The following is a 22,973-nucleotide window of genomic DNA, read 5'->3' as shown; positions in this document are numbered from 1 at the left end:
CGGCCTTTGACCGTCTGCGCGGCCTTCAGTTCGCCACTAAGCTAACAGAGTAGGCGCTCGCTGTCCCGACCGTGCGAACGGTTGCCCAAGGGGGGTGAAACGTGAAAGCGTGCAGAGTAGGATGGCGCGATGCGGTAAACGAGGTAGTGAGGATTTTCATGTCGGATACGTTGAATTCGGTGCCCAGGACGGTCGAGATCGTCGAACGGGCCAATTGCTTCCAGGGCTTCTACAAGCTCGACAAGGTGCGCCTGCGCCACGAGCTGTTCGCCGGGGGCCTGGGGCGCGAGATCAGCCGTGAGCTGTTCGTGCGCCATGACGCGGTCTGTGTGCTGCCGTACGATCCGTTGCGTGATGAAGTGGTGCTGATCGAGCAGTTCCGTGTCGGCGCCCTGGACAAGGTCGACAACCCCTGGCTGATCGAGATGGTCGCCGGCTTGATCGACAAGGACGAGCAGCCCGAAGAGGTCGCCCACCGCGAAGCCGAGGAAGAAGCAGGCCTGGCCTTCAGCGCCCTGTGGCCGATGACCCGTTATTTCCCGTCTCCGGGCGGCAGCGATGAATACGTGCATCTGTTCCTCGGTCGTTGCAGCAGCGAAGGCGCCGGTGGCCTGCATGGCCTGGAGGAAGAAGGCGAGGACATTCGCGTGCGCGTCTGGTCGTTCGACGACGCGCTGCAGGCGGTGCGCGATGGGCGCATCTGCAATGCCGCGACCATCATTGGCCTGCAATGGCTGGCGCTGAACAAGGACGAAGTCCGAGGTATGTGGAAGTGAACCTGCTGCGCGAGCGTTATCGGGTCGACCTGGCCGGGCTGCAAGCAGCCTGCGAGGCCAACTACGCCCGGCTCATGCGCTTGTTGCCCGAGATGCGCTCTACCATGAGTTCGCGGCGTATCGGTATGGCCCAGGGTGACCAGATGCTCGGCGTGCTGGTGCTCGATGTGCTGCTGGCCTGCCCGTACACCACCACCTTGCGCGTGCGCCAGGAACACAGCCTGCCGTGGTTGCCGGTGCCGCAAATGGAGGTGCAGGTGTACCACGACGCACGCATGGCCGAAGTGGTCAGTGCCGAGCATGCCAGGCGGCTGCGCAGCATCTACCCCTACCCCAACGAAGCGATGCACCAGCCCGACGAGAAGGCCCAGCTCAACCTGTTCCTCGGCGAATGGCTGAGCCACTGCCTGGCCTGCGGTCACGAACTGGCAAGCGTGCGCTGAAATGTGACGCCGTGCTCGTAACAGAGGGTGTGCTGGCTGTTTTCTGACGACCGTTCGCCCGCCATAATTGCCGCTGAATCCGTTCGAGGAGACGGCCGTTGCCGCACCCAGATCCACTCCAGGCCCCCGTGCACGTCGTGCAGTTGACCGATGCCCATCTGTTCGGCGATGCGGCCGGTACCCTGCTTGGCCTCAATACCCGCGACAGCCTTCGCCATGTGATCGCCCAGGTCCGCCGCGAGCAGCCGCGCATAGACCTGCTGCTGTGCACCGGCGACCTGTCGCAGGACGGCAGTGTGGCGTCCTATGAGGCGTTTCGTCAGTTGACCGGCGAGATCCAGGCGCCGACCCGCTGGTTGCCGGGCAACCACGACGAGGCCAGGGTCATGGCCGAAGTAGCGCCGGAGCTGGTCCAGACAGTCACCGATATCGGTGCCTGGCGTGTGGTGATGCTCGATTCGTCGGTGCTCGGCGCCACCCATGGCCTGCTGGAACCTGATCAACTGGCGTTGCTCGACCAGGCCCTGGTCTCGGCAGCAGGGCGTCACTGCCTGGTGTGCTGCCACCACCAGCCGGTCGACATTGGCTGTGCCTGGATCGCGCCGATCGGCCTGCGCAATGCCGACGACCTGTTGCAGCGCCTGAAAGGTTATCCACAGGTCAAGGCGTTGCTCTGGGGGCACATTCATCAAGCGTGGGACGAGCAACGCGATGGCATCCGTTACCTGGCCACGCCATCGACCTGCATCCAGTTCGCGCCGGGCAGCGAGGACTTCAAGGTGAGTGAGGAGCTACCGGGCTATCGCTGGCTGCGCCTGCACGGCGACGGTCGCCTGGAGACCGGCGTCGAGCGGGCTCGCGACTTCGAGGTGCGGCTCGACTTCGACAGCCCAGGCTATTGAGGTGGAGCCATCGCCGGCTTGCCGGCGATCGGGCCGCTGCGCTTGAAGAATATGTTGCAAGACAATCGAGCCAGCACCAAAGCCCGGTGAACACGCTACACTGCGCGTCCCAGCGCCCACCTGTCCGGGCGCGAAGCCACAGACTCCGGGGGCAGCATGTCGGGTTCCATCCTCTATATCCATGGCTTCAACAGCTCGCCATTGTCGACCAAGGCCCGCCAGCTCGAGGCGGTGATGCAACAGCTTGGCCTGGCCGAGCAGTTGCGCGTGCCCCAGTTGCACCATCACCCGCGCCAGGCCATCGCCCAGCTCGAGGCATGCATCGCCGAGCTCGACGCGCCGTTGCTGGTCGGCAGCTCGCTCGGCGGCTACTATGCCACCCATCTGGCCGAGCGCCATGGCCTCAAGGCCCTGCTGGTCAACCCGGCGGTTACCCCGCACAAGCGTTTCGATGGTTACCTCGGCACCCAGCGCAACCATTACAGTGGTGAAACCTGGGAGCTGACGCTGGACCACGTACAGGCGCTGGCCGAGCTTGAAGTCGTACCGCCCGCAGACCCCGGCCGCTATCAGGTATGGTTGCAGACCGGGGACGAAACCCTGGATTATCGCCACGCCGAGCAGTACTACCGAGGCTGCGCCCTGCGTATCCAGGCCGGTGGCGATCATGGCTTCCAGGGCTTCGCCGAACGCCTGCCGGCGCTGCTGGCATTCGCCGGGCTTGCCCCCGGGCAGTATGCGGCGATCGATTTTTCTGTATTTTGACCTTTTTGCATTCACCAGACTGACGACGAGAACCCATGGCCAATCCCAGCGCTAGCGCCTATAACGCAGACGCCATCGAAGTCCTCTCGGGCCTTGACCCGGTCCGCAAGCGGCCGGGCATGTACACCGACACCAGCCGGCCCAATCACCTGGCCCAGGAAGTCATCGACAACAGCGTCGACGAAGCCCTGGCCGGTCACGCCCGTTCGGTGCAGGTCATCCTCCACGCCGACCACTCGCTGGAAGTCAGCGACGACGGCCGCGGCATGCCGGTGGACATCCATCCCGAAGAGGGCGTCTCGGGGGTCGAGCTGATCCTCACCAAGCTGCACGCCGGCGGCAAGTTCTCCAACAAGAACTACCAGTTCTCCGGCGGCCTGCATGGCGTCGGTATCTCCGTGGTCAACGCCCTGTCGACCCAGGTGCGCGTACGCGTCAAGCGCGACGGCAACGAGTACCAGATGACCTTCGCCGATGGCTTCAAGGCCAGCGAGCTGGAGGTGGTCGGCTCGGTCGGCAAGCGCAATACCGGCACCAGCGTGTACTTCAGCCCTGACCCGAAGTATTTCGACTCGCCCAAATTCTCCATCAGCCGCCTCAAGCACGTGCTCAAGGCCAAGGCCGTGTTGTGCCCTGGGCTGCTGGTCAGCTTCGAGGACAAGGCCAGCGGCGAGAAGGTCGAGTGGCACTACGAGGACGGCCTGCGCTCCTACCTGGTCGACTCGGTCAGCGAGTTCCAGCGCCTGCCTGACGAACCGTTCTGCGGCAGCCTGGCCGGCAACAAGGAAGCTGTAGACTGGGCCCTGCTGTGGTTGCCCGAAGGGGGCGACAGCGTCCAGGAAAGCTACGTCAACCTTATTCCCACCGCCCAGGGCGGTACCCACGTCAATGGCCTGCGCCAGGGCCTGCTCGACGCCATGCGCGAGTTCTGCGAGTTCCGCAACCTGCTGCCGCGCGGCGTCAAGCTGGCCCCCGAGGACGTGTGGGAGCGCATCACCTTCGTGCTGTCGATGAAGATGCAGGAGCCGCAGTTCTCCGGGCAGACCAAGGAGCGCCTGTCGTCCCGCGAGGCGGCGGCGTTCGTCTCCGGCGTGGTCAAGGACGCGTTCAGCCTGTGGCTCAACGCCCACCCCGAACTGGGCATGCAGCTGGCGGAGCTGGCGATCAGCAATGCCGGGCGCCGCCTCAAGGCGAGCAAGAAGGTCGAGCGCAAGCGTGTCACCCAGGGCCCGGCATTGCCTGGCAAGCTGGCCGACTGCGCCGGGCAGGACCCGATGCGCGCCGAGCTGTTCCTGGTCGAGGGTGATTCTGCCGGTGGCTCCGCCAAGCAGGCCCGCGACAAGGAATTCCAGGCCATCCTGCCGCTGCGCGGCAAGATCCTCAACACCTGGGAAGTGGACGGCGGCGAAGTCCTGGCCAGCCAGGAAGTGCACAACATCGCCGTGGCCATCGGCGTCGACCCGGGCGCCACCGACCTGTCGCAGCTGCGCTACGGCAAGATCTGCATCCTCGCCGACGCCGACTCCGACGGCCTGCACATCGCCACGTTGCTGTGCGCGCTGTTCGTCCAGCATTTCCGGCCACTGGTCGAGGCCGGGCACGTCTACGTGGCGATGCCGCCGCTGTACCGCATCGACCTGGGCAAGGAAATCTACTACGCCCTCGATGAGGCCGAGCGTGACGGCATCCTCGACCGCCTGGTGGCCGAGAAGAAGCGCGGCAAGCCGCAGGTCACCCGCTTCAAGGGCCTGGGCGAGATGAATCCGCCGCAGTTGCGCGAAACCACCATGGATCCGAACACCCGGCGCCTGGTCCAGCTGACCCTGGACGACCTGCAGGGCACCACCGAGATCATGGACATGCTGCTGGCCAAGAAGCGCGCCGGTGACCGCAAGAGCTGGCTGGAAACCAAAGGCAACCTGGCCGAGGTCCTGGTTTGATTCGTCTGTTTCTGGCGGTCTGCCTCGCCCTGTTTGCCCTGCCGAGCCTCGCGGGCGATTGGCCGCAGCTCAAGCTCACCGCCGAGCACCCCATCGAGGGGATGCGCGGCGGCAATCTTTCCGGCCTGGCCTGGTGCCGTGGAGCCTTGTGGGGCGTTTCCGATCGGGACGACGACCGCATCTACCGCTTCGACCAGCAGGCCGCGGTGTGGCGCGCCCAGCCGTTGACCTTCGCGCCGCCACCGGTGCCGGAAAGCGGTTTGCCCTGGGGCCTGAGGTCGCGTAACTGGGCCGCGGCCCTGGTGCGTGGCGGCGAGTTGGACTTCGAGGGCATCACCTGCGACCAGGCGGGCACTATCTTCCTGGTCAGCGAGGCCCATGCCGCCGTGCTGCAGTTGCCCCTTGAGGGCGAGCCCGACTGGCTGAAGATAGACCCGGCCATGGTGCGCCACGCGCGCGCCAGCGGCATGTTGCTGAACTTCAACGCGCTGTTCGAGGGGCTGGCGATCAACCCCGCCGGCGATCGCCTGTGGCTGGCGGCCGAGCGCGAGCGCCGCGGGCTGGTAGCGATCGAGCGCCAGCAGTCGGTATGGACCTGCGGGCGCCGTTGCGTGCTGCTGAGCGAGGCCGGTGTCGAGATGCAACCGCCGCAAATGCCCAACCCGCGGCCTCTTTCGCGCGATTTCTCCGACCTGGCCTGGTTCGAGGGTAAGCTGTTCACCCTCGAACGCAATGCCTTCCGCGTCTGCCGCCGCGATGCCGACAGCGGCAAGGTGGAGCGCTGTTGGTCGTACGCTGCCGCCGCTCTGGTGCCTGAGCGGCGCTACGACCAGCCGTTCGGCCTGGCCGAGGCGTTGGTGATCGACGCCAAGGGTGCCTGGATCGGCCTGGACAACAACAGCGGCGATCGCGCCGATGGCGAAACACGGCCGATCGTCTGGCGCTTCGAGGCGCCGCAAGGCGGTTGGAGCGCCGAGCCATGACCCAGCCAGCGGGCAAGCGCGCCGGCAAGGTATTGATGATCGTCGCCTGGGCGGCGGCGCTGTTCCTGGCCACGCGTTTCTTCGGCCAATGGGAGGACCGCCAGCGCAACCCCAATGCGCAGGTGCAGTCCGAGCATGGCGATGGCTTCATCGAGGTGCGCCTGCTGGGCAATGGCCAGGGCCACTTCGTGCTGGACGGCGCGATCAACGGCCAGGTGGTGCATTTCATGCTCGACACCGGCGCGACCGACGTGGCGATTCCCGAGGCGCTGGCCAACGAGCTGGGCCTGGCGCGCGGCAGTTCGGTCACCTTGAGCACCGCCAATGGCCGCACCGAGGGCTACCGCACGCGGCTCGACAGCCTGCAGCTTGGCGATATCCGCCTGCAGGGCGTCCGCGCCCTGGTGGTGCCCGGCCTGGACGGGCAGACCGTGCTACTGGGCATGAGCGCCTTGAAACAACTTGAATTTACCCAGCGCGGCGGCACCATGTTGCTGCGCCAGAACCTGAAATGACGAGGCCCGCATGAGCGACTCACTGGAACTCAGCCTGGACGGCGTCGAACGCCGCTCATTGGCTGACTTCACCGAACAGGCCTACCTCAACTATTCCATGTACGTGATCATGGACCGGGCCTTGCCGCACATCGGCGACGGCCTCAAGCCGGTGCAGCGACGCATCGTCTATGCCATGAGCGAGTTGGGGCTCGATGCCGATGCCAAGCACAAGAAGTCGGCGCGTACCGTCGGCGACGTGCTCGGCAAGTTCCACCCCCACGGCGACTCGGCCTGCTACGAGGCCATGGTGCTGATGGCGCAGCCGTTCAGCTACCGCTACACCCTGGTCGACGGCCAGGGCAACTGGGGGGCTCCGGACGATCCAAAGTCGTTCGCGGCCATGCGTTACACCGAAGCGCGCCTGTCGCGCTACTCCGAGGTGCTGCTCAGCGAACTGGGCCAGGGCACCGTGGACTGGGTGCCGAACTTCGACGGCACCCTGCAGGAGCCTGCGGTGCTGCCGGCGCGCCTGCCCAACATCCTGCTCAACGGCACCACCGGTATCGCGGTGGGCATGGCCACCGACGTGCCGCCACACAACCTGCGTGAAGTGGCCAGCGCCTGCGTGCGCCTGCTCGATGAGCCCAAGGCTACCCTCGAACAGCTGTGCGAGCACATCCAGGGTCCGGACTACCCGACCGAGGCCGAGATCATCACGCCGCGTGCTGAGATCCTCAAGATATACGAAAGCGGTCGCGGCTCGATCCGCATGCGTGCGGTGTATCGCGTCGAGGACGGCGATATCGTCGTCACCGCCTTGCCGCATCAGGTCTCCGGGGCCAAGGTGCTGGAGCAGATCGCCGCGCAGATGCAGGCCAAGAAGCTGCCGATGGTCGCCGACCTGCGCGACGAGTCGGACCACGAGAACCCTTGCCGCATCGTCATCATTCCGCGTTCCAACCGGGTGGATGCCGACGAGCTGATGCAGCACCTGTTCGCGACCACCGAGCTGGAAAGCAGCTATCGGGTCAACGTCAACATCATCGGCCTCGATGGCCGGCCACAGTTGAAGAACCTGCGCGCCCTGCTGCTGGAGTGGCTGCAGTACCGTATCGGTACCGTTCGTCGCCGCCTGCAGCATCGCCTGGAAAAGGTCGAGAAGCGCCTGCACCTGTTGGAAGGCTTGCTCACCGCGTTCCTCAACCTGGATGAAGTGATCCACATCATCCGCACCGAGGAACACCCCAAGCAGGCCCTGATCGCCCGCTTCGAGCTGACCGAGATCCAGGCCGACTACATCCTCGAGACCCGCTTGCGTCAGTTGGCCCGCCTGGAAGAGATGAAGATTCGTGGCGAACAGGACGAGTTGCTCAAGGAGCAGGCCAAGCTGCTCGCCCTGCTGGGCGGTGACGCCAAGCTGCGCAAGCTGGTGCGCAGCGAACTGATCAAGGACGCCGAAACCTATGGCGACGACCGCCGGTCGCCGATCGTCGAGCGTGCCGAAGCCAAGGCGCTGTCCGAAAACGAGCTGATGCCGACCGAGCCGGTGACAGTGGTGTTGTCGGAAAAAGGCTGGGTGCGCTGCGCCAAGGGCCACGACATCGACGCCACCGGTCTCTCCTACAAGGCCGGGGACGGCTTCAAGGCCGCCGCTGCGGGGCGTTCGAACCAGTTCGCCGTACTCATCGATTCGACGGGGCGCAGCTACTCGCTGGCGGCCCACAGCCTGCCGTCGGCGCGTGGCCAGGGCGAGCCGCTGACCGGCCGCCTGGCGCCACCGCCGGGGGCTACCTTCGAGTGCGTGCTGCTGCCTGAGGATGACGCGTTGTATGTGGTGGCCTCTGACGCCGGCTACGGTTTCGTGGTCAAGGGCGAGGACCTGCAGGCCAAGAACAAGGCCGGCAAGGGCTTGCTCAGCCTGCCCAACGGCGCCAAGGTCATCACGCCCCGACCAGTGGCCAACCGCGACCAGGATTGGCTGGCGGCGGTTACCACCGAGGGCCGCCTGCTGGTGTTCAAGGTCAGCGACCTGCCGCAGCTGGGCAAGGGCAAGGGCAACAAGATCATCGGCGTGCCGGGCGACCGTGTCGCCAGTCGCGAGGAATATGTCACCGACCTGGCGGTGCTCGCCGAGGGGGCGACGCTTGTATTGCAGGCCGGTAAGCGTACGCTGTCTCTGAAACCCGACGACCTGGAGCACTACAAGGGCGAGCGTGGCCGGCGCGGCAGTAAGCTGCCACGCGGCTTCCAGCGGGTCGATGGGTTGCAGGTGGAAGGTCCGGCGTAATCTGGCGAAACGCCTGGAGCGGCAATATCAGCGTCGCTCCAGGCGGAAATGCTGGAGTCGGACGGTCATTTCGCGGATGATAGTGCCCTTGCGGTGCCGGCGTGGCCGTGTGCCCAAATGAATCTATATCAGTATCATTGCGGTTTGCTCTGTAGCAGCCGCCTGGATGGGATGATGAAATTTCTGCGCCTTCCATTTGCGCTGTTGATGACGGGTTTGCTGGGGCTTGGCGGATGCAGCATGCATCAGCCGATGGCCCTGTATCAACTCGACAGCGGTGATCCTGGCCAGCCTTCGCAAAGCGCGGGCATGGCCGTGGTGCTTGGCCCGGTTTCGATTGCCGATTACCTGCAACGCGAAACCTTCCTGCAGCGCCAAGCTGATGGCAGTCTGAGTTCGGCGACCGACGGTCGTTGGGCGGGCAGCCTGTCATCGGATATCGACCAGCTGCTGGTTCGCCAGCTGGCTTGGCGTCTGGACAGCCAGCGCGTCGTGCTGGCACCGGCAAGCACCGGTTTTTCGCCGGATGTGCAAGTCCTGCTGTCGATCACGCGCCTGGACTCGGGGAAAAACCAACCGGCCGTGCTCGATGCCCAATGGCGCCTGCTCGACCGTCGTGGTCACGTACGTGACAACCGCATCGTGCACCTCGAGCAGCCGCACGAGGGCAGCGAGTCGTCGCAGGTACAGGCCCAGGGCCAATTGCTGCAGAAACTCGCCGAGCAGTTGAGCACGGCGGTCAAGCCGCTGGCCAACCAGCCGGCGATTGCCGAAGAGACGCCGAAGAAACAGGCGGCACCGGCCCAGGTCAAGAAAGGACCGGAAAAAGCCAAGATTCCAATGGCTTCGCCGATTCGTACGGACATGGAGGTGTATCGGTTCTGACCGAGCCGAACACCCACAAAAAAGCCCGCGCTCATGCGGGCTTTTTTGTGGGTGCCGAAAGTACTGGGGCCGCTTCGCAGCCCTATCGCGACACAAGGCCGCTCCCACAAGCCGCTGGACCTGTGGGAGCGGCCTTGTGTCGCGATAGGGCTGCAAAGCAGCCCCAAGGATCTCGAATCAGCCTCGTCGCTCGTCCATCCGCGCCAGCTGGCGTTCCAGCATCGACGGGTATGGCTCCATCAGCCGCTCTACACAACAGGCGCCTTCGGGGCTGGCAATCGGGCGGATGCGCGCGCGTTGGCGGATCAGCGCATCGTCGCTGATCTGCCGCTCGACCAGCAGCAGGTTGCGGCTGTGCTGCGAGAGGGCCAGGGCGTCCTGGGCCTTTTCGGTCATCAGCAGGTCGACCTGCTCCAGCCCCTGCAGGTCGTCGCCATGCACCAGGCCCAGCTGCAGTTGCAGGGTAATGCCGCTGTCGGCCACCTCGATCTGCAGGGCATGACCCAGGGCGCGCAGCAGCTCGCCGCAGCAGATGGCGTTGGTCAGGTAGTCCTCGCCACTGTCGCGGCTGTGGAACAAGACCAGGGTGCTGCCATCGTTGAGTGTGTAGGTTTCGCCATCGTACAGCGAGGCCGCTTGCTCCAGGCAGTCGCGATAGCGCTCCAGCAGTTCGGTCAGGCGGGTACGCGGCAGGCGCCGCAATTGCTCCTGGGAACCCAGTTGCACGGCCAGCACGGCGCTGTTCTGCGGTTCGTCCGATTCGACCATGGCGGCCCTGGGCGCTGGTTCGTCGTTGTCCAGCAGGCCGGCAAAGGCCTCGTCATCGTCCTCGTCGGCGTGAGCCACGCTGCCTGGCCTGGCGACGGCACGCGGCGCGGGTGGCGCATCGTGGTGAGGATCGTCGTGCAGGTCGTCGAAGTCGCCTTCGTCTTCCTCTTCTTCCTCTGGCTCCGGTGGCGGCGGCGGCGCCAGGCGGGTGTGCAGTTGGCGCGCCAGGTCGCCGATCTCGTCCTGGCGGTCGATGGCCGGTGTGTAGGGGTGCGGGTCACGCAGCCAGACACGCAGCTGCAGCAGCGGCGTGGTGATGTAGCGCCCCTGGCGCAGGCTCAGGCTCAAGGCCAGGGCCAGCAGGATCGCGGCAAGGATGCCCATGCTCTGCAGGCTGATCAGCATCGGCTGCTGGAACTGGCTCATGTCCAGGCTGATGCGTAGCTGCCCGGCGGTGACGTCCTGGAAGGTGATCTTGGTCTGGTACAGGCCCTCGGCCTCGCCCAACAGGCTGTTGCGCGGACGCTGGCCGGCCTCGGCGAGGATCCGGTTGTCGACGCTGTAGATCGCCGCGTGCGCCACCAGGGGGTTTTTCACCAGGTTGCCCAGCAGCACGTTGAGACTGAGGATGTCGTTCGACACCAGCAGCTCGGTGGCCGAGGTTGCGGTCTGGGTGGTGAGGCTCTGGCCGAGGGCGTCAGCCTGTTCATGCATGGCCTGCTTGAACTGCAGGCCCATGACACAGGCATAGATCACCAGCGCCAGCGCCACCAGGAATATGTTGGTGCTGGCGATGCGCAGTGCCAGTGGAACGCGACGTTGACGCAGGGCACGGAAGATCATCAGGAAGAAGTTGTCTGGCTTGACGGGCGTGGGCCGGTTCACAGAGCGCGGCTCTTAATGGCAGAAAAGTGTTGCGCAGTATAGCGAGCCGTAATTTGTCGGCAAAGTAGCGATGGTGCCCGATGGTCACGGAAAATCGGTAGAATGCGCATTTTTCATCGAAGTCGGAGCCAGGTTGTGCGCGAAATCGTCCTGATCAACATCACCGGTGAAGACCGTCCCGGTCTCACTGCCGCCCTGACCGGCGTCCTGCTCCAGGGTGGTGTGAACATCCTCGACATCGGCCTGGCGGTCATGCACGGCACCTTGTCGTTCGGCATCCTGGTCGATATCCCGGATAACGAAGTGGCCACCAACCTGCTGCAAAGCGTGCAGGCCAAGGCTCATGAATTGAACCTGCAGGCCCGCTACACGCCGATTTCCGAGGCCGACTACCAGCATTGGGCCGATGGCCACGGCGAGGCGCGACACATCGTGACGCTGCTCAGCCGCAAGATCAAACCTGAGCAACTGCAGCGGGTGAGTGCGGTGATCAGCCAATACGGCCTGACCATTGAGCGCATCGAGCGTCTGTCGGCCCGTGTTTCGCTGGAGGCCGAAGCCGACAAGGGCAAGGCCGCCCTGGAGATTTCCGTACGTGGCGTGCCAAGCGATGCCCAGGCACTGCGCAGCGACTTCTTCGCCCTGGCCGAGGCGCTGGACATCGACATCGCCTTCCAGAAGGACGACCTGTTCCGCCGCAACCGCCGCCTGGCGGTGTTTGACATGGACTCGACGCTGATCGAAGCCGAAGTCATCGACGAACTGGCCAAGGCCGCGGGTGTCGGTGAGCAGGTAGCGGCGATCACCGAGCGGGCCATGCGTGGCGAGCTGGACTTCCGCGCCAGCTTCAAGGAGCGCATGGCGTTGCTCAAGGGCCTGGACGTAGGCGTGCTGGATCAGATCGGTGCTTCGCTGCGCCTGACCGAAGGCGCCGAGAACCTGTTCGCCGAGCTCAAGCGCCTGGGCTACAAGACCGCGATCCTGTCCGGTGGCTTCAGCTATTTCGCCAAGCAGGTGCAGGCACGCCTGGGCATCGACTACGTCTTCGCCAACGAGCTGGAAGTGGTCGACGGCAAGGTCACTGGGGTGGCCGTGGAGCCGATCGTCGACGCCCAGCGCAAGGCTGACTTGCTGCAAAAGCTGGCCGCTGACGAAGGCCTGCAGCTCGAGCAGACCATCGCCGTGGGTGACGGTGCCAACGACCTGCCGATGCTGGCCCTGGCCGGGCTGGGCGTGGCTTTCCGCGCCAAGCCGCTGGTGCGCCAGTCGGCCAAGCAGGCGATCTCGACCCTGGGCCTGGATGGCGTGTTGTACCTGTTGGGTCTGCGTGACCGCGAAGCTCGCGGCTGATCAGATAACGTGGGGCTGCTTCGCAGCCCAATCGCGACACAAGGCCGCTCCCACCGGTTAGGCGCTGCATTAAAAATATGCACCTAACCTGTGGGAGCGGCCTTGTGTCGCGATTGGGCCGCAGAGCGGCCCCGGGGATTCATCAGGCAATCAGGCCTGGGCAGGCGTTGCCAGCAACTCGCCCATGCGCACGGCCGAGCCGGCACCCAGGGTCTGGGCCCACTTCACCTGCTCGGGGCCAAACAGCACGATGGCGGTGGAGCCCAGCTTGAAGCGGCCAAGCTCGGCGCCTTTTTCCAGGTGGATCGGCGCGCGGCTGCCTTCGTCGTAGCGGAAGGTCTTGATCTCACGCTTGGGCGGCGTAACCAGGCCGGCCCAGACGGTTTCGATCGAGGCGACGATCATCGCACCGACCAGCACCACGGCCATCGGCCCACGCTCGGTGTCGAACAGGCACACCACGCGCTCGTTACGAGCGAACAGCTCCGGCACGTTCTCCGCGGTGGTCTGGTTGACCGAGAACAGGCGACCGGGCACGTAGACCATCTCGCGCAGGGTGCCGGCCAGCGGCATGTGCACGCGGTGGTAGTCCTTGGGCGACAGGTACACGGTGGCGAATTCGCCGCCCATGAACGGCGCGGCCAGGGCCGGATCGCCGCCCAGCAACTCCTGGGCACTGAAGCTGTGACCTTTGGCCTGGAAGATGCGGCCATGCTCGATCGGGCCGAGCTGGCTGATCGCGCCATCGGCTGGGCTGAGGATGGCTCCCGGGGTCTCGTCCAGCGGGCGTGCACCCGGTTTGAGCGCGCGGGTGAAGAAGGCGTTGAAGTGCTCGTAGGCGGTGAGGTCCTCGACCAACGCTTCGCTCATGTTGACCTGGTAGCGCTTGGCGAACCAGGCGGTGAAGGCATTCTTGAACCAGCGCGCGCGACACTCGGCAACGCAGCCGGCCAGCCGTGACAGCAAGTGGTGCGGCAGCAGGTACTGGCTGATGATGAACAAACGGGATTTCATGCAGGTTCCTTAGACTTCTACAGGCGTGTCCGGGTGGTTGCCCCATTCGCTCCACGAGCCGGCGTACGCCTTGACCCGTGGGTAGCCGAGGGCCTTGGCCACCAGATAGGTGAAACCGGAGCGGCGGTGGGTCTGGCAGTGGGTGATCACTTCCTTGTCCGGGGTGATGCCCAGGCGCTCGAGCACCTCGGCGATGTCCTTGCGGATGCGCTGGTGATCGTTGAGGTCCATGCCGGCGGTCCACTCGAAGTTGACCGCACCGGGGATGTGTCCGCCCTTGGCCGCCAGCACTTTCTCGCCGTTGTATTCCTGCGGGCCGCGGGCATCCCAGATGACCAGGTCGTCGGCGCCCAGGCGGCTTTGCAGGTATTCGCGGGTGGCGGTCGGCTCGCCGTGCAGCTGCAGCGCCACCTGGGTGTTGCAAGGCGGTGGCACCTCGGTGGTGAGCTTGTCCGCCGGCCAGGCCTGGATGCCGCCGTTGAGGTAGTGGTAGGCCTTGTGGCCGATGACGTCGAGCAGCCAGATGAAGCGCCCGGCCCAGCCGCCGCCCTCATCGTCGTAGACCACGTAGACGGCGTCCTCGCGATGGCCGAGTTCGCTAAACAGTTTCTCCAGGTCGCCCACGGCCGGCAGCAGGCCAGGGGCCGGCGGCTGGCCGAGTTGGGTACGCTTGCCTTCGACGAAGCGGGCGCCGGGGATATGCCCGCTGATGTAGCGATTGGCGCTGCTCAGGTCGACCAGGATCAACTGTGGGCAATCCAGGCGCGGCAACAGGTCTGCGGGCTCGATCACCAGGGGCAGGCCGGAAAAATCAGTCATCCACGTTCTCCAGTGTGGAAAGAGGGCGATTGTAGCGCAAGGCTCAAGGGTTGCGGTTGGCAAACACGGCCAGCGCCCGCTCGATGCATTGCGCGGTTTTGCCGAAGGCCTGCACGCTGACATCGGCCAACGGCTTGCCGCCCTGGTCGGCCACCGCCAGCATCAGGACCTGGTCATCCACCGCCAGCGAGCGCAGCAGCAGGTGCTCGCTGTGGAACAGCGCGCGCAGCGGGGCGGGCAACAGGGCGGCGAACTGGCCGTGGTTCTCGGGCGTCAGGCGCAGTTGCGCAGCCTTGCTCACCAGCTTTTGCAGCAACCTGTTCTGCGGCACTTGCAGGGCAATGGCCGCCGCTTCCTTGGGCAACCCACTGGCCTGCTGCACGCGCAGGTAGTCGCTGGCGCGGTCCAGAGTCAGCAGCAGGATGCGTTGCATGCCGCAGGCCTGCAGCGCCTCGCGGGCCTGGGTGGCCAGGTGCACGGCGTTGGCGAAGGGGCTGGGTTGCGCCAGCAGTTCCTGGCAGAGCTTGCGCCAGCGCGCCAGGTCATCGCTGCCGGGAGGCGGCGGGGTGAGCATGTCCGGGTGCGGGCGACGTTGCTGCCAGGGCCAGATCAGTGCCTCTGCGGGGTGGAACACGGCGTGCCGGGCGTGATGGCGGGCACTGGCCGCAGCCTGCTGGTGCACCTGCTGCTGCACGTCGTCCAGTGAGGTTTGCAGGTACAGCGCGGTCAGCAACTGCCAGCGCAGCAGGTGAGGGTTGTCCCAACCGACCTGGGCAGCCAGGGCCAGGTTGTTGGCCAGCAGCACGGTATTGGCGGGCTGGTTGAACCACCGGCGCAGGCCGGGCTCCTCGTCCAGGCGGTGCTGCTGGCTGAGTTCATCCGGATCGCGGGCGATATTCAGTACCAGCGCCAGTTGCTCGCGCTCTTCGAGCAGCAGCCGGTAGCCCTGGGTAACCCATTGCGGCAGGCGCCAATGCTCGGCCACCGCCTGGCAGAGGGCCATGATGCGTACGCCGAACAGCTCCTGCTCAACGTGCGTGGCGTCCTCGCCCTTGTGGATAACCCGCAGCTCCCACGCGTCGAGCAGCTTGGGGTAGGCCAGGGCCAGCGGCCATAGCGGCGCCAGGAACAGCAAGCTGCCCCAGTGGATCTCCTGCCACAGCCGCGCCAGGCGGCTGGCGAACAGGCCGCTGGCCTGCTGCGAGGCGTGCTGGCTGATCAGCAGGAACTGGCACAGCACCGGCGGTAGCTCGTCTTCCGGCAGCGACGGCAGGCGTTTGAGCAGCTGTTCGCTGCGTGCCAGGCCCAGGCGGTTGAGCGCGATTTCCAGGCTCTCGGCGGGCTCGGCCTGGCTCGGGTTGCCCGGGTGGTTGGCCTCGCGCATCACCGAGAGCACCAGGGCCGGGCTGTCCTGCATCAGTTCGGCGATGTCGCGCAGGGAACGGCGGCTATCGTTGATGGCGGCCATGACCCGGTCGTAACTGTTCTTGGGCACCGGCAGGCGGATGCCGTCGAGTAACGTTACCCAGGCCTTCAACGTGCGCGGAATCTCAGCAGGTACCTTAGTTTCAATTGGCATTTTGACATCAGTCCGAACTGGCTTTTCGCTTTTAGTGGCTATAGTCTGGCGCAGTTCTGCCGATAAGTAGAAGAAGAGTTTTAAAGCTCCCGTCCCCGACCCTGACCACGACTGCAAGTGCTTTGAACCTATGGCTAAAATTATCGGCATCATCGTCGTATTCGCGAGCGTGCTCGGCGGATACGTTCTTTCCCACGGCAAGATTGCGGCGCTGATCCAGCCATTCGAAGTGCTGATCATCGGCGGTGCGGCCTTCGGTGCGTTCCTTCAGGCCAACCCCGGTTACATGACCATGCATGTAATCAAGAAGTCGATGAAGATGTTCGGCTCGCGCTTTACCCATGCCTACTATATGGAAGTGCTGGGCCTGGTCTACGAGATCCTCAACAAGAGCCGCCGTGAAGGCATGATGGCGATCGAGAGCGATATCGAAGATGCCGCGGCCAGCCCGATCTTCGCCAAGTACCCCTCGGTGTTGGGCGATGAGCGCATGACCGCGTTCATCTGCGACTACCTGCGCATCATGTCCACCGGCAACATGGCACCCCATGAGCTCGAAGGCCTGTTCGACATGGAGCTGTTGAACATGAAGGAAGAGCTCGAGCACCCATCGCACGCGGTCAACGGCATCGCCGACGGCATGCCGGGCTTCGGTATCGTCGCGGCGGTACTGGGCATCGTGGTGACCATGGCTTCGCTGGGCGACGGCGACCAGGCCTCGATCGGCCTGCACGTGGGCGCGGCGCTGGTCGGTACCTTCTTCGGTATTCTCGCGGCCTACGGCTTCTTCGGTCCGCTGGCCAAGTGCCTGGAGCACGACGCCAAGGAAGAGATCAATCTCTACGAATCGATCAAGGCCTCGCTGGTTGCCTCGGCCTCGGGCATGCCGCCGTCGCTGGCCGTCGAGTTCGGCCGCAAGGTGCTGTACCCCAAGCACCGCCCAAGCTTCTCCGAGCTGGAACAAGCGGTTCGTGGTCGCTGAGTCATGGAAAACAATCAGCCGATAATCATCAAGCGCGTCAAGCGCTTCGGCGGCGGCCACCATGGCGGAGCCTGGAAGATCGCTTTCGCCGACTTCGCCACGGCGATGATGGCGTTCTTCCTGGTGCTGTGGCTGCTGTCCACGGCCACGCCCGAGCAGAAGATCGCCATTGCCGGATACTTCAAGGACCCGATCGGCTTTTCCGAAAGCGGCACGCCCTACGTCATCGACCTGGGCGGTTCGCCACAACTGGCGCCGGAAAAGACCATCAACCCGGAAGAAAAGTCAGAGCCTACGCCCAATACCAGCATCCAGCTGGACAAGGACCAGGTCGAGACCCTGGCCGAGCAGGTCGAGCGTGAACGCCTGGAGCTGTTGCTGCAGGAGTTGCAGAACAAGGTCGAGGAAAACCCCGAGCTGCAGAAGTTCAAGGACCAGATCCTGTTCGAGATCACCCAGGACGGTTTGCGCATCCAGATCATGGACGCCGAGAACCGGCCGATGTTCGACCTCGGCAGTGCCCGCTTGCAGCCGTATTTCGAGGACATCCTGCTGGCGATGGCCGACACCATCAAGGCGGTGCCGAACAAGATCAGCATCAGTGGCCACACCGACGCCAAGCCCTATGCCGGCACGGGAGATTTCGGCAACTGGGAGCTGTCGGCCAACCGGGCCAACGCGGCGCGTCGGGCGCTGGTTGCCGGAGGCTACCCGGACGAGCAGGTGGCGCGAGTGGTCGGCTACGCCTCGTCATCGCTGTTCGACCGCAAGAACCCGTTCAACCCGGTCAACCGTCGCATTGACATCATCGTCCTGACCAAGAAGGCCCAGCGCGATATCGAAGGCCAGCAAGGCGCGCCGGACGCCGCACCTGCACCTGGCGCCAACCCGCCACCCGCTACGCCTGGCGCACCTGCCGCGCCAGCGGCCTCGGCGACGCCGGGGGCGGGCGATACGCCGATGCAGCCGCGCGAACTGCGGCAGAAGCTGAACATCTTCGAGGATGGCGTGTTGAAGATGGACGAAGCCAAGGGGCAGTAGACGGTGTGGAACATGGGGCCGCTACGCGCCCCTTCGCGGCACAAGGCCGCTCCTACAGGGGAATGCATATCCCTGTAGGAGCGGCCTTGTGCCGCGAAGGGGCGCGTAGCGGCCCCAATTGCATCAGTAGCTGTCTTGCGTGAGGCTGGCGATGATCGAGCGATAGCTGTTCATGCGCTGTGGTTTGATCCGGCCGTCTTCCAGGGCCTTGAGCAGCGCGCAGCCAGGTTCCCGGTCATGCTTGCAATCGCGGAAGCGGCAGGTGCCGAACAGGTCTCGGAACTCGATGAAGCCTGCTTCGACGTCGTCGCGGCTGACGTGGGCCAGGCCGAATTCGCGAATGCCCGGCGAGTCGATCAGGTCGCCGCCGTTGGGGAAGTGGTACAAGCGTGCGGTGGTGGTGGTGTGGGTGCCCTGGCCGGACCACTCGGAGAGGTCGCCGACCCGCGTCCCGGCCTCGGGTAGCAGGCTGTTGACCAGCGACGACTTGCCCACGCCCGATTGCCCGACGAACACGCTGATGTGGCCGTCCAGCATCTGCTGCAAGCGCTGCATGCCATCGCCCTGATGGGCCGAGACTTCCAGCAGCGGATAGCCCAGCTCGCGGTACACCTCGAGCAGCTCATGCAGGCCGGGGCCGTTCTGCTCGTCGATGAGGTCGGCCTTGTTCAGCAGCAGCAGCGGGCGGATGCCAGCATGCTCGGCCGCCACCAGGTAGCGGTCGATGAGGTTGGGGTGGGGTTCGGGGGCCGGGGCGAAGACGATCACGATCAGGTCGACGTTGGCCGCCACCGGCTTGAGCTGACCATGGTTGTTCGGCCTGCACAATTCGGTGCTGCGTGGCATCTGCGCGACGATCACGCCGATGCCCTGGTTGCCGGCACGCCAGACTACGCGATCACCGGTGACCAGCGCTGGCAGGTTGGCCCGCAGGTGGCAGCGGAAGACCTGGCCGGCTGACTCGCCGTCCTGTGCCTCGACTTCCACCTGCACACCGAAGTGGGCGATCACCAGGCCCAACTGTTCAGGCCCCAGGTCGCCGCCCTCCAGTTCCTGCAGCGCATGCTGCTCGCGTTTGGCGGCGCGGGCGGCGCGTTCGTTCTGGATTTTTTCGATACGCCAGTTCTGGCGGCGATTGAGTTGGCGTTTGGCCATGAAGGTTCCGTGTTGGCGGGGCGGTAAGAAAACGGCTGGCAGTTTAGCACGCCGGGCGCTCGACCAGCGGGCTTAGCTGTCGCGGCGCGAATGCACCACGCCGCCTGGCTAGGCTACTATAACGGCCTATACGAGGAGTCTTTCATGCACAACCCACAGAACCTGATCTGGATCGATCTGGAAATGACCGGGCTCGACCCGGACAGCGACGTCATCATCGAGATGGCGACCATCGTCACCGACAGCGAGCTGAACACCCTGGCCGAAGGCCCGGTGATCGCCATCCACCACAGTGACGAGGTGCTGGCGCGCATGGACGAATGGAACACCCGCACCCACGGCGCCTCGGGCCTGACCCAGCGCGTGCGCGACAGCCGCATCGACATGGCCGAGGCCGAGGCGCAGACCCTGGCCTTCCTGGAGCAATGGGTGCCCAAGGGCAAGTCGCCGATCTGCGGCAACAGCATCTGCCAGGATCGCCGCTTCCTCTACCGGCACATGCGCAGCCTGGAAAACTACTTCCACTACCGCAACCTCGACGTGTCCACCCTCAAGGAGCTGGCGGCGCGCTGGGCGCCGGACGTACGCGACAGTTTCAAGAAGGGCAGCACCCACCTGGCGCTCGATGACATCCGCGAATCGATCGCCGAATTGCGTCACTACCGCGAGCACTTCATCAAGGTGTGATCCATGGGGGGCGATCTTCCTGCGCGCGCCCTCTTTTGGTGCCAGAGGCAACTGGTTAGACTGCGCGCCTTTCCCGCACGGACCCGCGCCATGTTGTTGATGCTCTACCTCATCGCCATTACCGCCGAAGCCATGACCGGCGCCTTGTCTGCAGGCCGTCGCGGCATGGACTGGTTCGGCGTGGTGCTGATCGCCTGCATCACCGCACTGGGCGGTGGCTCGGTGCGCGACGTGTTGCTCGGGCACTACCCGTTGACCTGGGTGAAGCACCCCGAGTACTTGGTGCTGACCAGTTGCGCCGCGCTGCTGACGATCTTCATCGCACCGATGATGCGGCGGTTGCGCTCGTTGTTTCTGGTGCTCGACGCCCTGGGGCTGGTGGCGTTTACCCTGATTGGCTGCATGACCGCGCTGGAGATGGGGCAGGGCATGTTGGTGGCCTCGCTCAGCGGGGTGATCACCGGGGTGTTCGGTGGGATCCTGCGCGATATCTTCTGCAACGATATCCCGCTGGTGTTCCGCCGCGAGCTGTATGCCAGCGTGTCGTTCGCGGCGGCCTGGTTCTACCTGGGCTGCGTGTACTTCGAGGTGCCAGCGGAGCAAGGCATGTTGCTGACCTTGTTCGGTGGGTTCCTGCTGCGCTTGCTGGCGATTCGTTTCCACTGGGAAATGCCCAAGTTTCATTACAACGACCAGCAGTGATGACTCCCGAGGCTGTGTTTTGGCTCATCGCCGGCAAGCCAGCTCCTACAAAAGGCGGGGTGGTTACGGGATGCCGTGTCTGGCCAGCGCCCACTCCACATGCTCGCGCACCAGCGCCGAAGCGTCCTCGCGTCGCGCCTTGAGCGCCTCGACCACCGGTATCGTCGTGGGCGCATTGCCAAGCCCCACCGCCAGGTTGCGCAACCAGCGCTCATACCCCGCCCGCCGCAGCGGTCCACCCTCGGTCTTGCGCAGGAAGGTTCGCTCGTCCCAGAGGAACATTTCCGCCAGTTCGGCATTCTCCAGGCCGTGGCGAGGCTGGAAGTCCTGCTCCTTGCTGGGATTGGCGAAGCGGTTCCACGGGCAGACGATCTGGCAGTCGTCGCAGCCGAACACCCGGTTGCCCATCATCGAACGCAGCTCCACCGGGATGGCGCCTTTCAGTTCGATGGTCAGGTACGAGATGCAGCGCCGGGCGTCCAGCACGTAGGGGCCGACGAAAGCCTGGGTCGGGCAGATGTCCAGGCACGCCTGGCAGCGCCCGCAGTGTTCGCTGGTGGTGGCCTCGTCCAGCGGTAGCGGCAGGTCGACGAACAGTTCGGCGAGGAAGAAGTAGCTGCCAGCCTTGCGATTGAGCAGCAAGGTATTCTTGCCGATCCAGCCGAGCCCGGCCTGTTCGGCCAGGGCCTTTTCCAGCACCGGGGCGCTGTCGACGAAGGCGCGGTAGCCGAACGGGCCGATGGCCTCCTGGATGCGATCGGCCAGGTGCTGCACGCGCTTGCGCACCAGCTTGTGGTAGTCGCGGCCCAGGGCGTAGCGCGAGACGTAGGCTTTTTCCGGCTGTGCCAGGCGCTGGGCCATCTGGGTGTCGCCGGGCAGGTAGTCCATGCGCAGCGATACCACGCGCAGCGTGCCGGGGATCAATTGCTCAGGGTGCGCACGCTTGCTGCCGTGGGCCCCCAGGTATTCCATCTCGCCCTGGTAGCCGGCGTCGAGCCAGCGTTGCAGGTGGTGTTCGTGCTCGCCAAGGTCGATCCCGGCGATGCCGACGTGGGCAAAACCGAGTTCTCGGCCCCAATCCTTGATCGATTGGGCCAGGTTGGCGAGGTCAGGTGTGGAGGCAGGCATGGATGGGTAAGGCAATACGGGCTCAGGTGCGTATAATTCTGCCAGACATTGGAGCCTTTGACCCTATGCCCCAGACCAAACACCCCGGCCACACCCCACAATTGCTCAGCAGCCTCAGCGTTCCACACCTGGCAGCGCGCCCGGCGCATGCGCACAAGGGCGATTTCGGCCATGTGTTGGTGGTTGGCGGAGACCTGGGCACGGGCGGGGCGGTGCTACTCAGTGCCGAGGCCGCGTTGCGCTGCGGCGCTGGCCTGGTCAGCGTGGCCACGCGCCCCGAACATGTCGGTGCGGCCCTGGCCCGTCTGCCGGAAACCATGTGCCTGGGGGTGAGCTCAGCCAACCAGTTGATGGGCGTGCTCGAGCGCGCCTCGGTGCTGGTGGTCGGTCCGGGTCTCGGTCAGGCGGCCTGGGGGCGCAGCCTGCTGTCGGCGGTGGCCAACGCCGAGCGTCCGCAGGTGTGGGATGCCGATGCACTCAACCTGCTCACGCCATTGGCATTGCCGCCAGGCAGCGTCCTCACCCCGCATCCGGGGGAGGCGGCGCGCTTGCTCGGGGTTTCCACCGAGGCGGTGCAGGCCGACCGGCCGGGTGCGGCGCTCAAGCTGGCGCGCCGTTATGCCAGCGTCTGCGTGCTCAAGGGCGCGGGCACCCTGGTCGCCGACCCCGGCGGTCGGCTGGCGCTGTGCGAGCGCGGCCACCCGGCGATGGCCGGTGCCGGACTGGGCGACGTGCTGACCGGGGTGCTGGCGGCGTTGCTGGCCCAGGGTCTAGATGCCTGGGGCGCCGCGTGCCTTGGGGTATGGCTGCATGCCTGCGCGGGCGAGCGGTTGGGAGTAAAGGGCAGGGGACTGGCAGCCAGTGACCTGGCGCCGATCATTCGAGAATTGTTGGAGGAGCATTCTGCGTGTCTGGGTTAGAACTGTTTCTGGCCGATGAAGCGGCCATGGTCGCTTTTGGTGCGCGCCTGGCCGAGGTGACCAATGGTCATGGTGTGATTTTCCTGGAAGGCGACCTCGGGGCAGGCAAGACTACCCTGTCTCGCGGCCTGATCCGCGGCCTGGGCCATACGCGGGCAGTGAAAAGCCCGACGTTCACCGTGGTGGAACCCTACGAGATTGGAGACGTTCGCGCCTTCCACTTCGACCTGTATCGTCTGGTCGATCCGGAGGAGTTGGAGTACATGGGGATCCGTGACTATTTCGAAGGCGACCCGCTGTGCCTGTTCGAGTGGCCACAAAAGGGTGCGGGCATTTTGCCAAAGCCCGACCTGACCATTACCATAAGGCCCAAAGCGAGCGGACGCTCGCTGATCCTGTCGCCGCAGGGGGCTCGCGGCGAGGCCTGGTGCGTGGCACTGGCCGAATACCATAATCAGTAAGTGG

22 protein-coding genes are annotated in these 22,973 nt (G+C 65.1%); 16 read left to right on the top strand and 6 right to left on the bottom strand.

Annotated elements, in window-relative coordinates:
- Positions 1-158 precede the first annotated feature (158 nt).
- The 9 genes from E6B08_RS27625 (at position 159) to E6B08_RS27585 (ending at position 9,478) form a co-directional block, all read left to right on the top strand.
- Positions 159-776, top strand: a complete 618-nt coding sequence (locus tag E6B08_RS27625; RefSeq protein WP_136916865.1) for an NUDIX domain-containing protein — start codon at positions 159-161, stop codon at positions 774-776.
- Positions 767-1,219: a DUF1249 domain-containing protein gene (locus tag E6B08_RS27620; RefSeq protein ID WP_136916864.1), complete on the top strand. Its 453-nt coding sequence runs from the start codon at positions 767-769 to the stop codon at positions 1,217-1,219. Before E6B08_RS27625 ends, E6B08_RS27620 begins: the two co-directional genes overlap by 10 nt.
- 98 nt (positions 1,220-1,317) lie before the next feature.
- Complete coding sequence (gene cpdA, locus E6B08_RS27615) at positions 1,318-2,121, top strand: 3',5'-cyclic-AMP phosphodiesterase (RefSeq protein WP_136916863.1); 804 nt, start codon at positions 1,318-1,320, stop codon at positions 2,119-2,121.
- A gap of 156 nt (positions 2,122-2,277) precedes the next feature.
- Positions 2,278-2,886 (top strand): YqiA/YcfP family alpha/beta fold hydrolase, encoded by a 609-nt coding sequence (locus tag E6B08_RS27610; RefSeq protein ID WP_136916862.1) that lies wholly within the window; start codon positions 2,278-2,280, stop codon positions 2,884-2,886.
- Between the two features lie 35 nt (positions 2,887-2,921).
- Positions 2,922-4,826, top strand: coding sequence for a DNA topoisomerase IV subunit B (gene parE / locus E6B08_RS27605; protein WP_136916861.1), 1,905 nt, complete (start codon positions 2,922-2,924; stop codon positions 4,824-4,826).
- On the top strand, positions 4,823-5,809 hold the full coding sequence (locus tag E6B08_RS27600) for an esterase-like activity of phytase family protein (RefSeq protein ID WP_136916860.1): 987 nt from the start codon (positions 4,823-4,825) through the stop codon (positions 5,807-5,809). The genes parE and E6B08_RS27600 overlap by 4 nt, the downstream gene beginning before the upstream one ends.
- Complete coding sequence (locus E6B08_RS27595) at positions 5,806-6,324, top strand: retropepsin-like aspartic protease family protein (RefSeq protein ID WP_136916859.1); 519 nt, start codon at positions 5,806-5,808, stop codon at positions 6,322-6,324. The genes E6B08_RS27600 and E6B08_RS27595 overlap by 4 nt, the downstream gene beginning before the upstream one ends.
- A gap of 10 nt (positions 6,325-6,334) precedes the next feature.
- Positions 6,335-8,593, top strand: coding sequence for a DNA topoisomerase IV subunit A (parC, locus tag E6B08_RS27590; protein ID WP_136916858.1), 2,259 nt, complete (start codon positions 6,335-6,337; stop codon positions 8,591-8,593).
- Between the two features lie 174 nt (positions 8,594-8,767).
- Positions 8,768-9,478 carry a PqiC family protein gene (locus E6B08_RS27585; protein WP_136916857.1) on the top strand — a complete coding sequence of 237 codons (711 nt, stop codon included), beginning with the start codon at positions 8,768-8,770 and terminating at the stop codon, positions 9,476-9,478.
- Between the two features lie 177 nt (positions 9,479-9,655).
- Here the strand turns inward: E6B08_RS27585 and E6B08_RS27580 are convergent, their stop codons facing one another.
- Positions 9,656-11,131 carry an AhpA/YtjB family protein gene (locus E6B08_RS27580; RefSeq protein ID WP_136916856.1) on the bottom strand — a complete coding sequence of 492 codons (1,476 nt, stop codon included), beginning with the start codon at positions 11,129-11,131 and terminating at the stop codon, positions 9,656-9,658.
- Between the two features lie 135 nt (positions 11,132-11,266).
- Between E6B08_RS27580 and serB the strand changes: the two genes are divergently transcribed.
- Positions 11,267-12,481, top strand: coding sequence for a phosphoserine phosphatase SerB (serB, locus tag E6B08_RS27575; protein WP_192938597.1), 1,215 nt, complete (start codon positions 11,267-11,269; stop codon positions 12,479-12,481).
- Between the two features lie 150 nt (positions 12,482-12,631).
- On the opposite strand, the gene asd is transcribed toward serB, so the two are convergent.
- Genes asd through E6B08_RS27560 form a run of 3 tightly spaced genes read right to left on the bottom strand, consistent with a single transcriptional unit; the run spans position 12,632 to position 15,893 of the window.
- Positions 12,632-13,495, bottom strand: coding sequence for an archaetidylserine decarboxylase (gene asd / locus E6B08_RS27570; protein WP_136916854.1), 864 nt, complete (start codon positions 13,493-13,495; stop codon positions 12,632-12,634).
- A 9-nt stretch (positions 13,496-13,504) separates the two neighbouring features.
- A complete protein-coding gene (locus E6B08_RS27565; protein ID WP_136916853.1) occupies positions 13,505-14,314 on the bottom strand; it encodes a rhodanese-like domain-containing protein in 810 nt (269 codons plus the stop codon).
- A 43-nt stretch (positions 14,315-14,357) separates the two neighbouring features.
- A complete protein-coding gene (locus tag E6B08_RS27560) occupies positions 14,358-15,893 on the bottom strand; it encodes an HDOD domain-containing protein (RefSeq protein WP_136916852.1) in 1,536 nt (511 codons plus the stop codon).
- Positions 15,894-16,023: 130 nt separating this feature from the next.
- On the opposite strand from E6B08_RS27560, the gene motA reads away from it, so the two are divergent.
- Positions 16,024-16,875 carry a flagellar motor stator protein MotA gene (motA, locus tag E6B08_RS27555; RefSeq protein ID WP_136916851.1) on the top strand — a complete coding sequence of 284 codons (852 nt, stop codon included), beginning with the start codon at positions 16,024-16,026 and terminating at the stop codon, positions 16,873-16,875.
- A gap of 3 nt (positions 16,876-16,878) precedes the next feature.
- A complete protein-coding gene (gene motB / locus E6B08_RS27550; protein WP_136916850.1) occupies positions 16,879-17,916 on the top strand; it encodes a flagellar motor protein MotB in 1,038 nt (345 codons plus the stop codon).
- A 123-nt stretch (positions 17,917-18,039) separates the two neighbouring features.
- Here the strand turns inward: motB and rsgA are convergent, their stop codons facing one another.
- Entirely contained in the window at positions 18,040-19,071 is a 1,032-nt protein-coding gene (rsgA, locus tag E6B08_RS27545) for a small ribosomal subunit biogenesis GTPase RsgA (protein ID WP_136916849.1), read from the bottom strand.
- 144 nt (positions 19,072-19,215) lie between these two features.
- Here rsgA and orn point away from each other — a divergent pair, with 144 nt between their 5' ends.
- The gene (gene orn / locus E6B08_RS27540; RefSeq protein WP_136916848.1) at positions 19,216-19,758 is read left to right on the top strand and encodes an oligoribonuclease; all 543 of its coding nucleotides are present in this window, start codon (positions 19,216-19,218) and stop codon (positions 19,756-19,758) included.
- Positions 19,759-19,848: 90 nt separating this feature from the next.
- The gene (locus E6B08_RS27535; RefSeq protein ID WP_136916847.1) at positions 19,849-20,460 is read left to right on the top strand and encodes a trimeric intracellular cation channel family protein; all 612 of its coding nucleotides are present in this window, start codon (positions 19,849-19,851) and stop codon (positions 20,458-20,460) included.
- Positions 20,461-20,523: 63 nt separating this feature from the next.
- Here the strand turns inward: E6B08_RS27535 and queG are convergent, their stop codons facing one another.
- Positions 20,524-21,588 carry a tRNA epoxyqueuosine(34) reductase QueG gene (gene queG / locus E6B08_RS27530; RefSeq protein ID WP_136917502.1) on the bottom strand — a complete coding sequence of 355 codons (1,065 nt, stop codon included), beginning with the start codon at positions 21,586-21,588 and terminating at the stop codon, positions 20,524-20,526.
- A 65-nt stretch (positions 21,589-21,653) separates the two neighbouring features.
- Between queG and E6B08_RS27525 the strand changes: the two genes are divergently transcribed.
- Both E6B08_RS27525 and tsaE read left to right on the top strand, forming a co-directional pair.
- Entirely contained in the window at positions 21,654-22,508 is an 855-nt protein-coding gene (locus E6B08_RS27525) for an NAD(P)H-hydrate dehydratase (RefSeq protein ID WP_136916846.1), read from the top strand.
- A complete protein-coding gene (tsaE, locus tag E6B08_RS27520) occupies positions 22,496-22,969 on the top strand; it encodes a tRNA (adenosine(37)-N6)-threonylcarbamoyltransferase complex ATPase subunit type 1 TsaE (protein ID WP_136916845.1) in 474 nt (157 codons plus the stop codon). Before E6B08_RS27525 ends, tsaE begins: the two co-directional genes overlap by 13 nt.
- The last annotated feature ends 4 nt before the right edge of the window (positions 22,970-22,973 follow it).

The organism is Pseudomonas putida (assembly GCF_005080685.1).
Lineage (GTDB): Bacteria > Pseudomonadota > Gammaproteobacteria > Pseudomonadales > Pseudomonadaceae > Aquipseudomonas > Aquipseudomonas putida_V.
The sequence above is the reverse complement of the archived record's forward strand: the minus strand, read 5'-3'. Positions and strand labels throughout refer to the sequence as shown.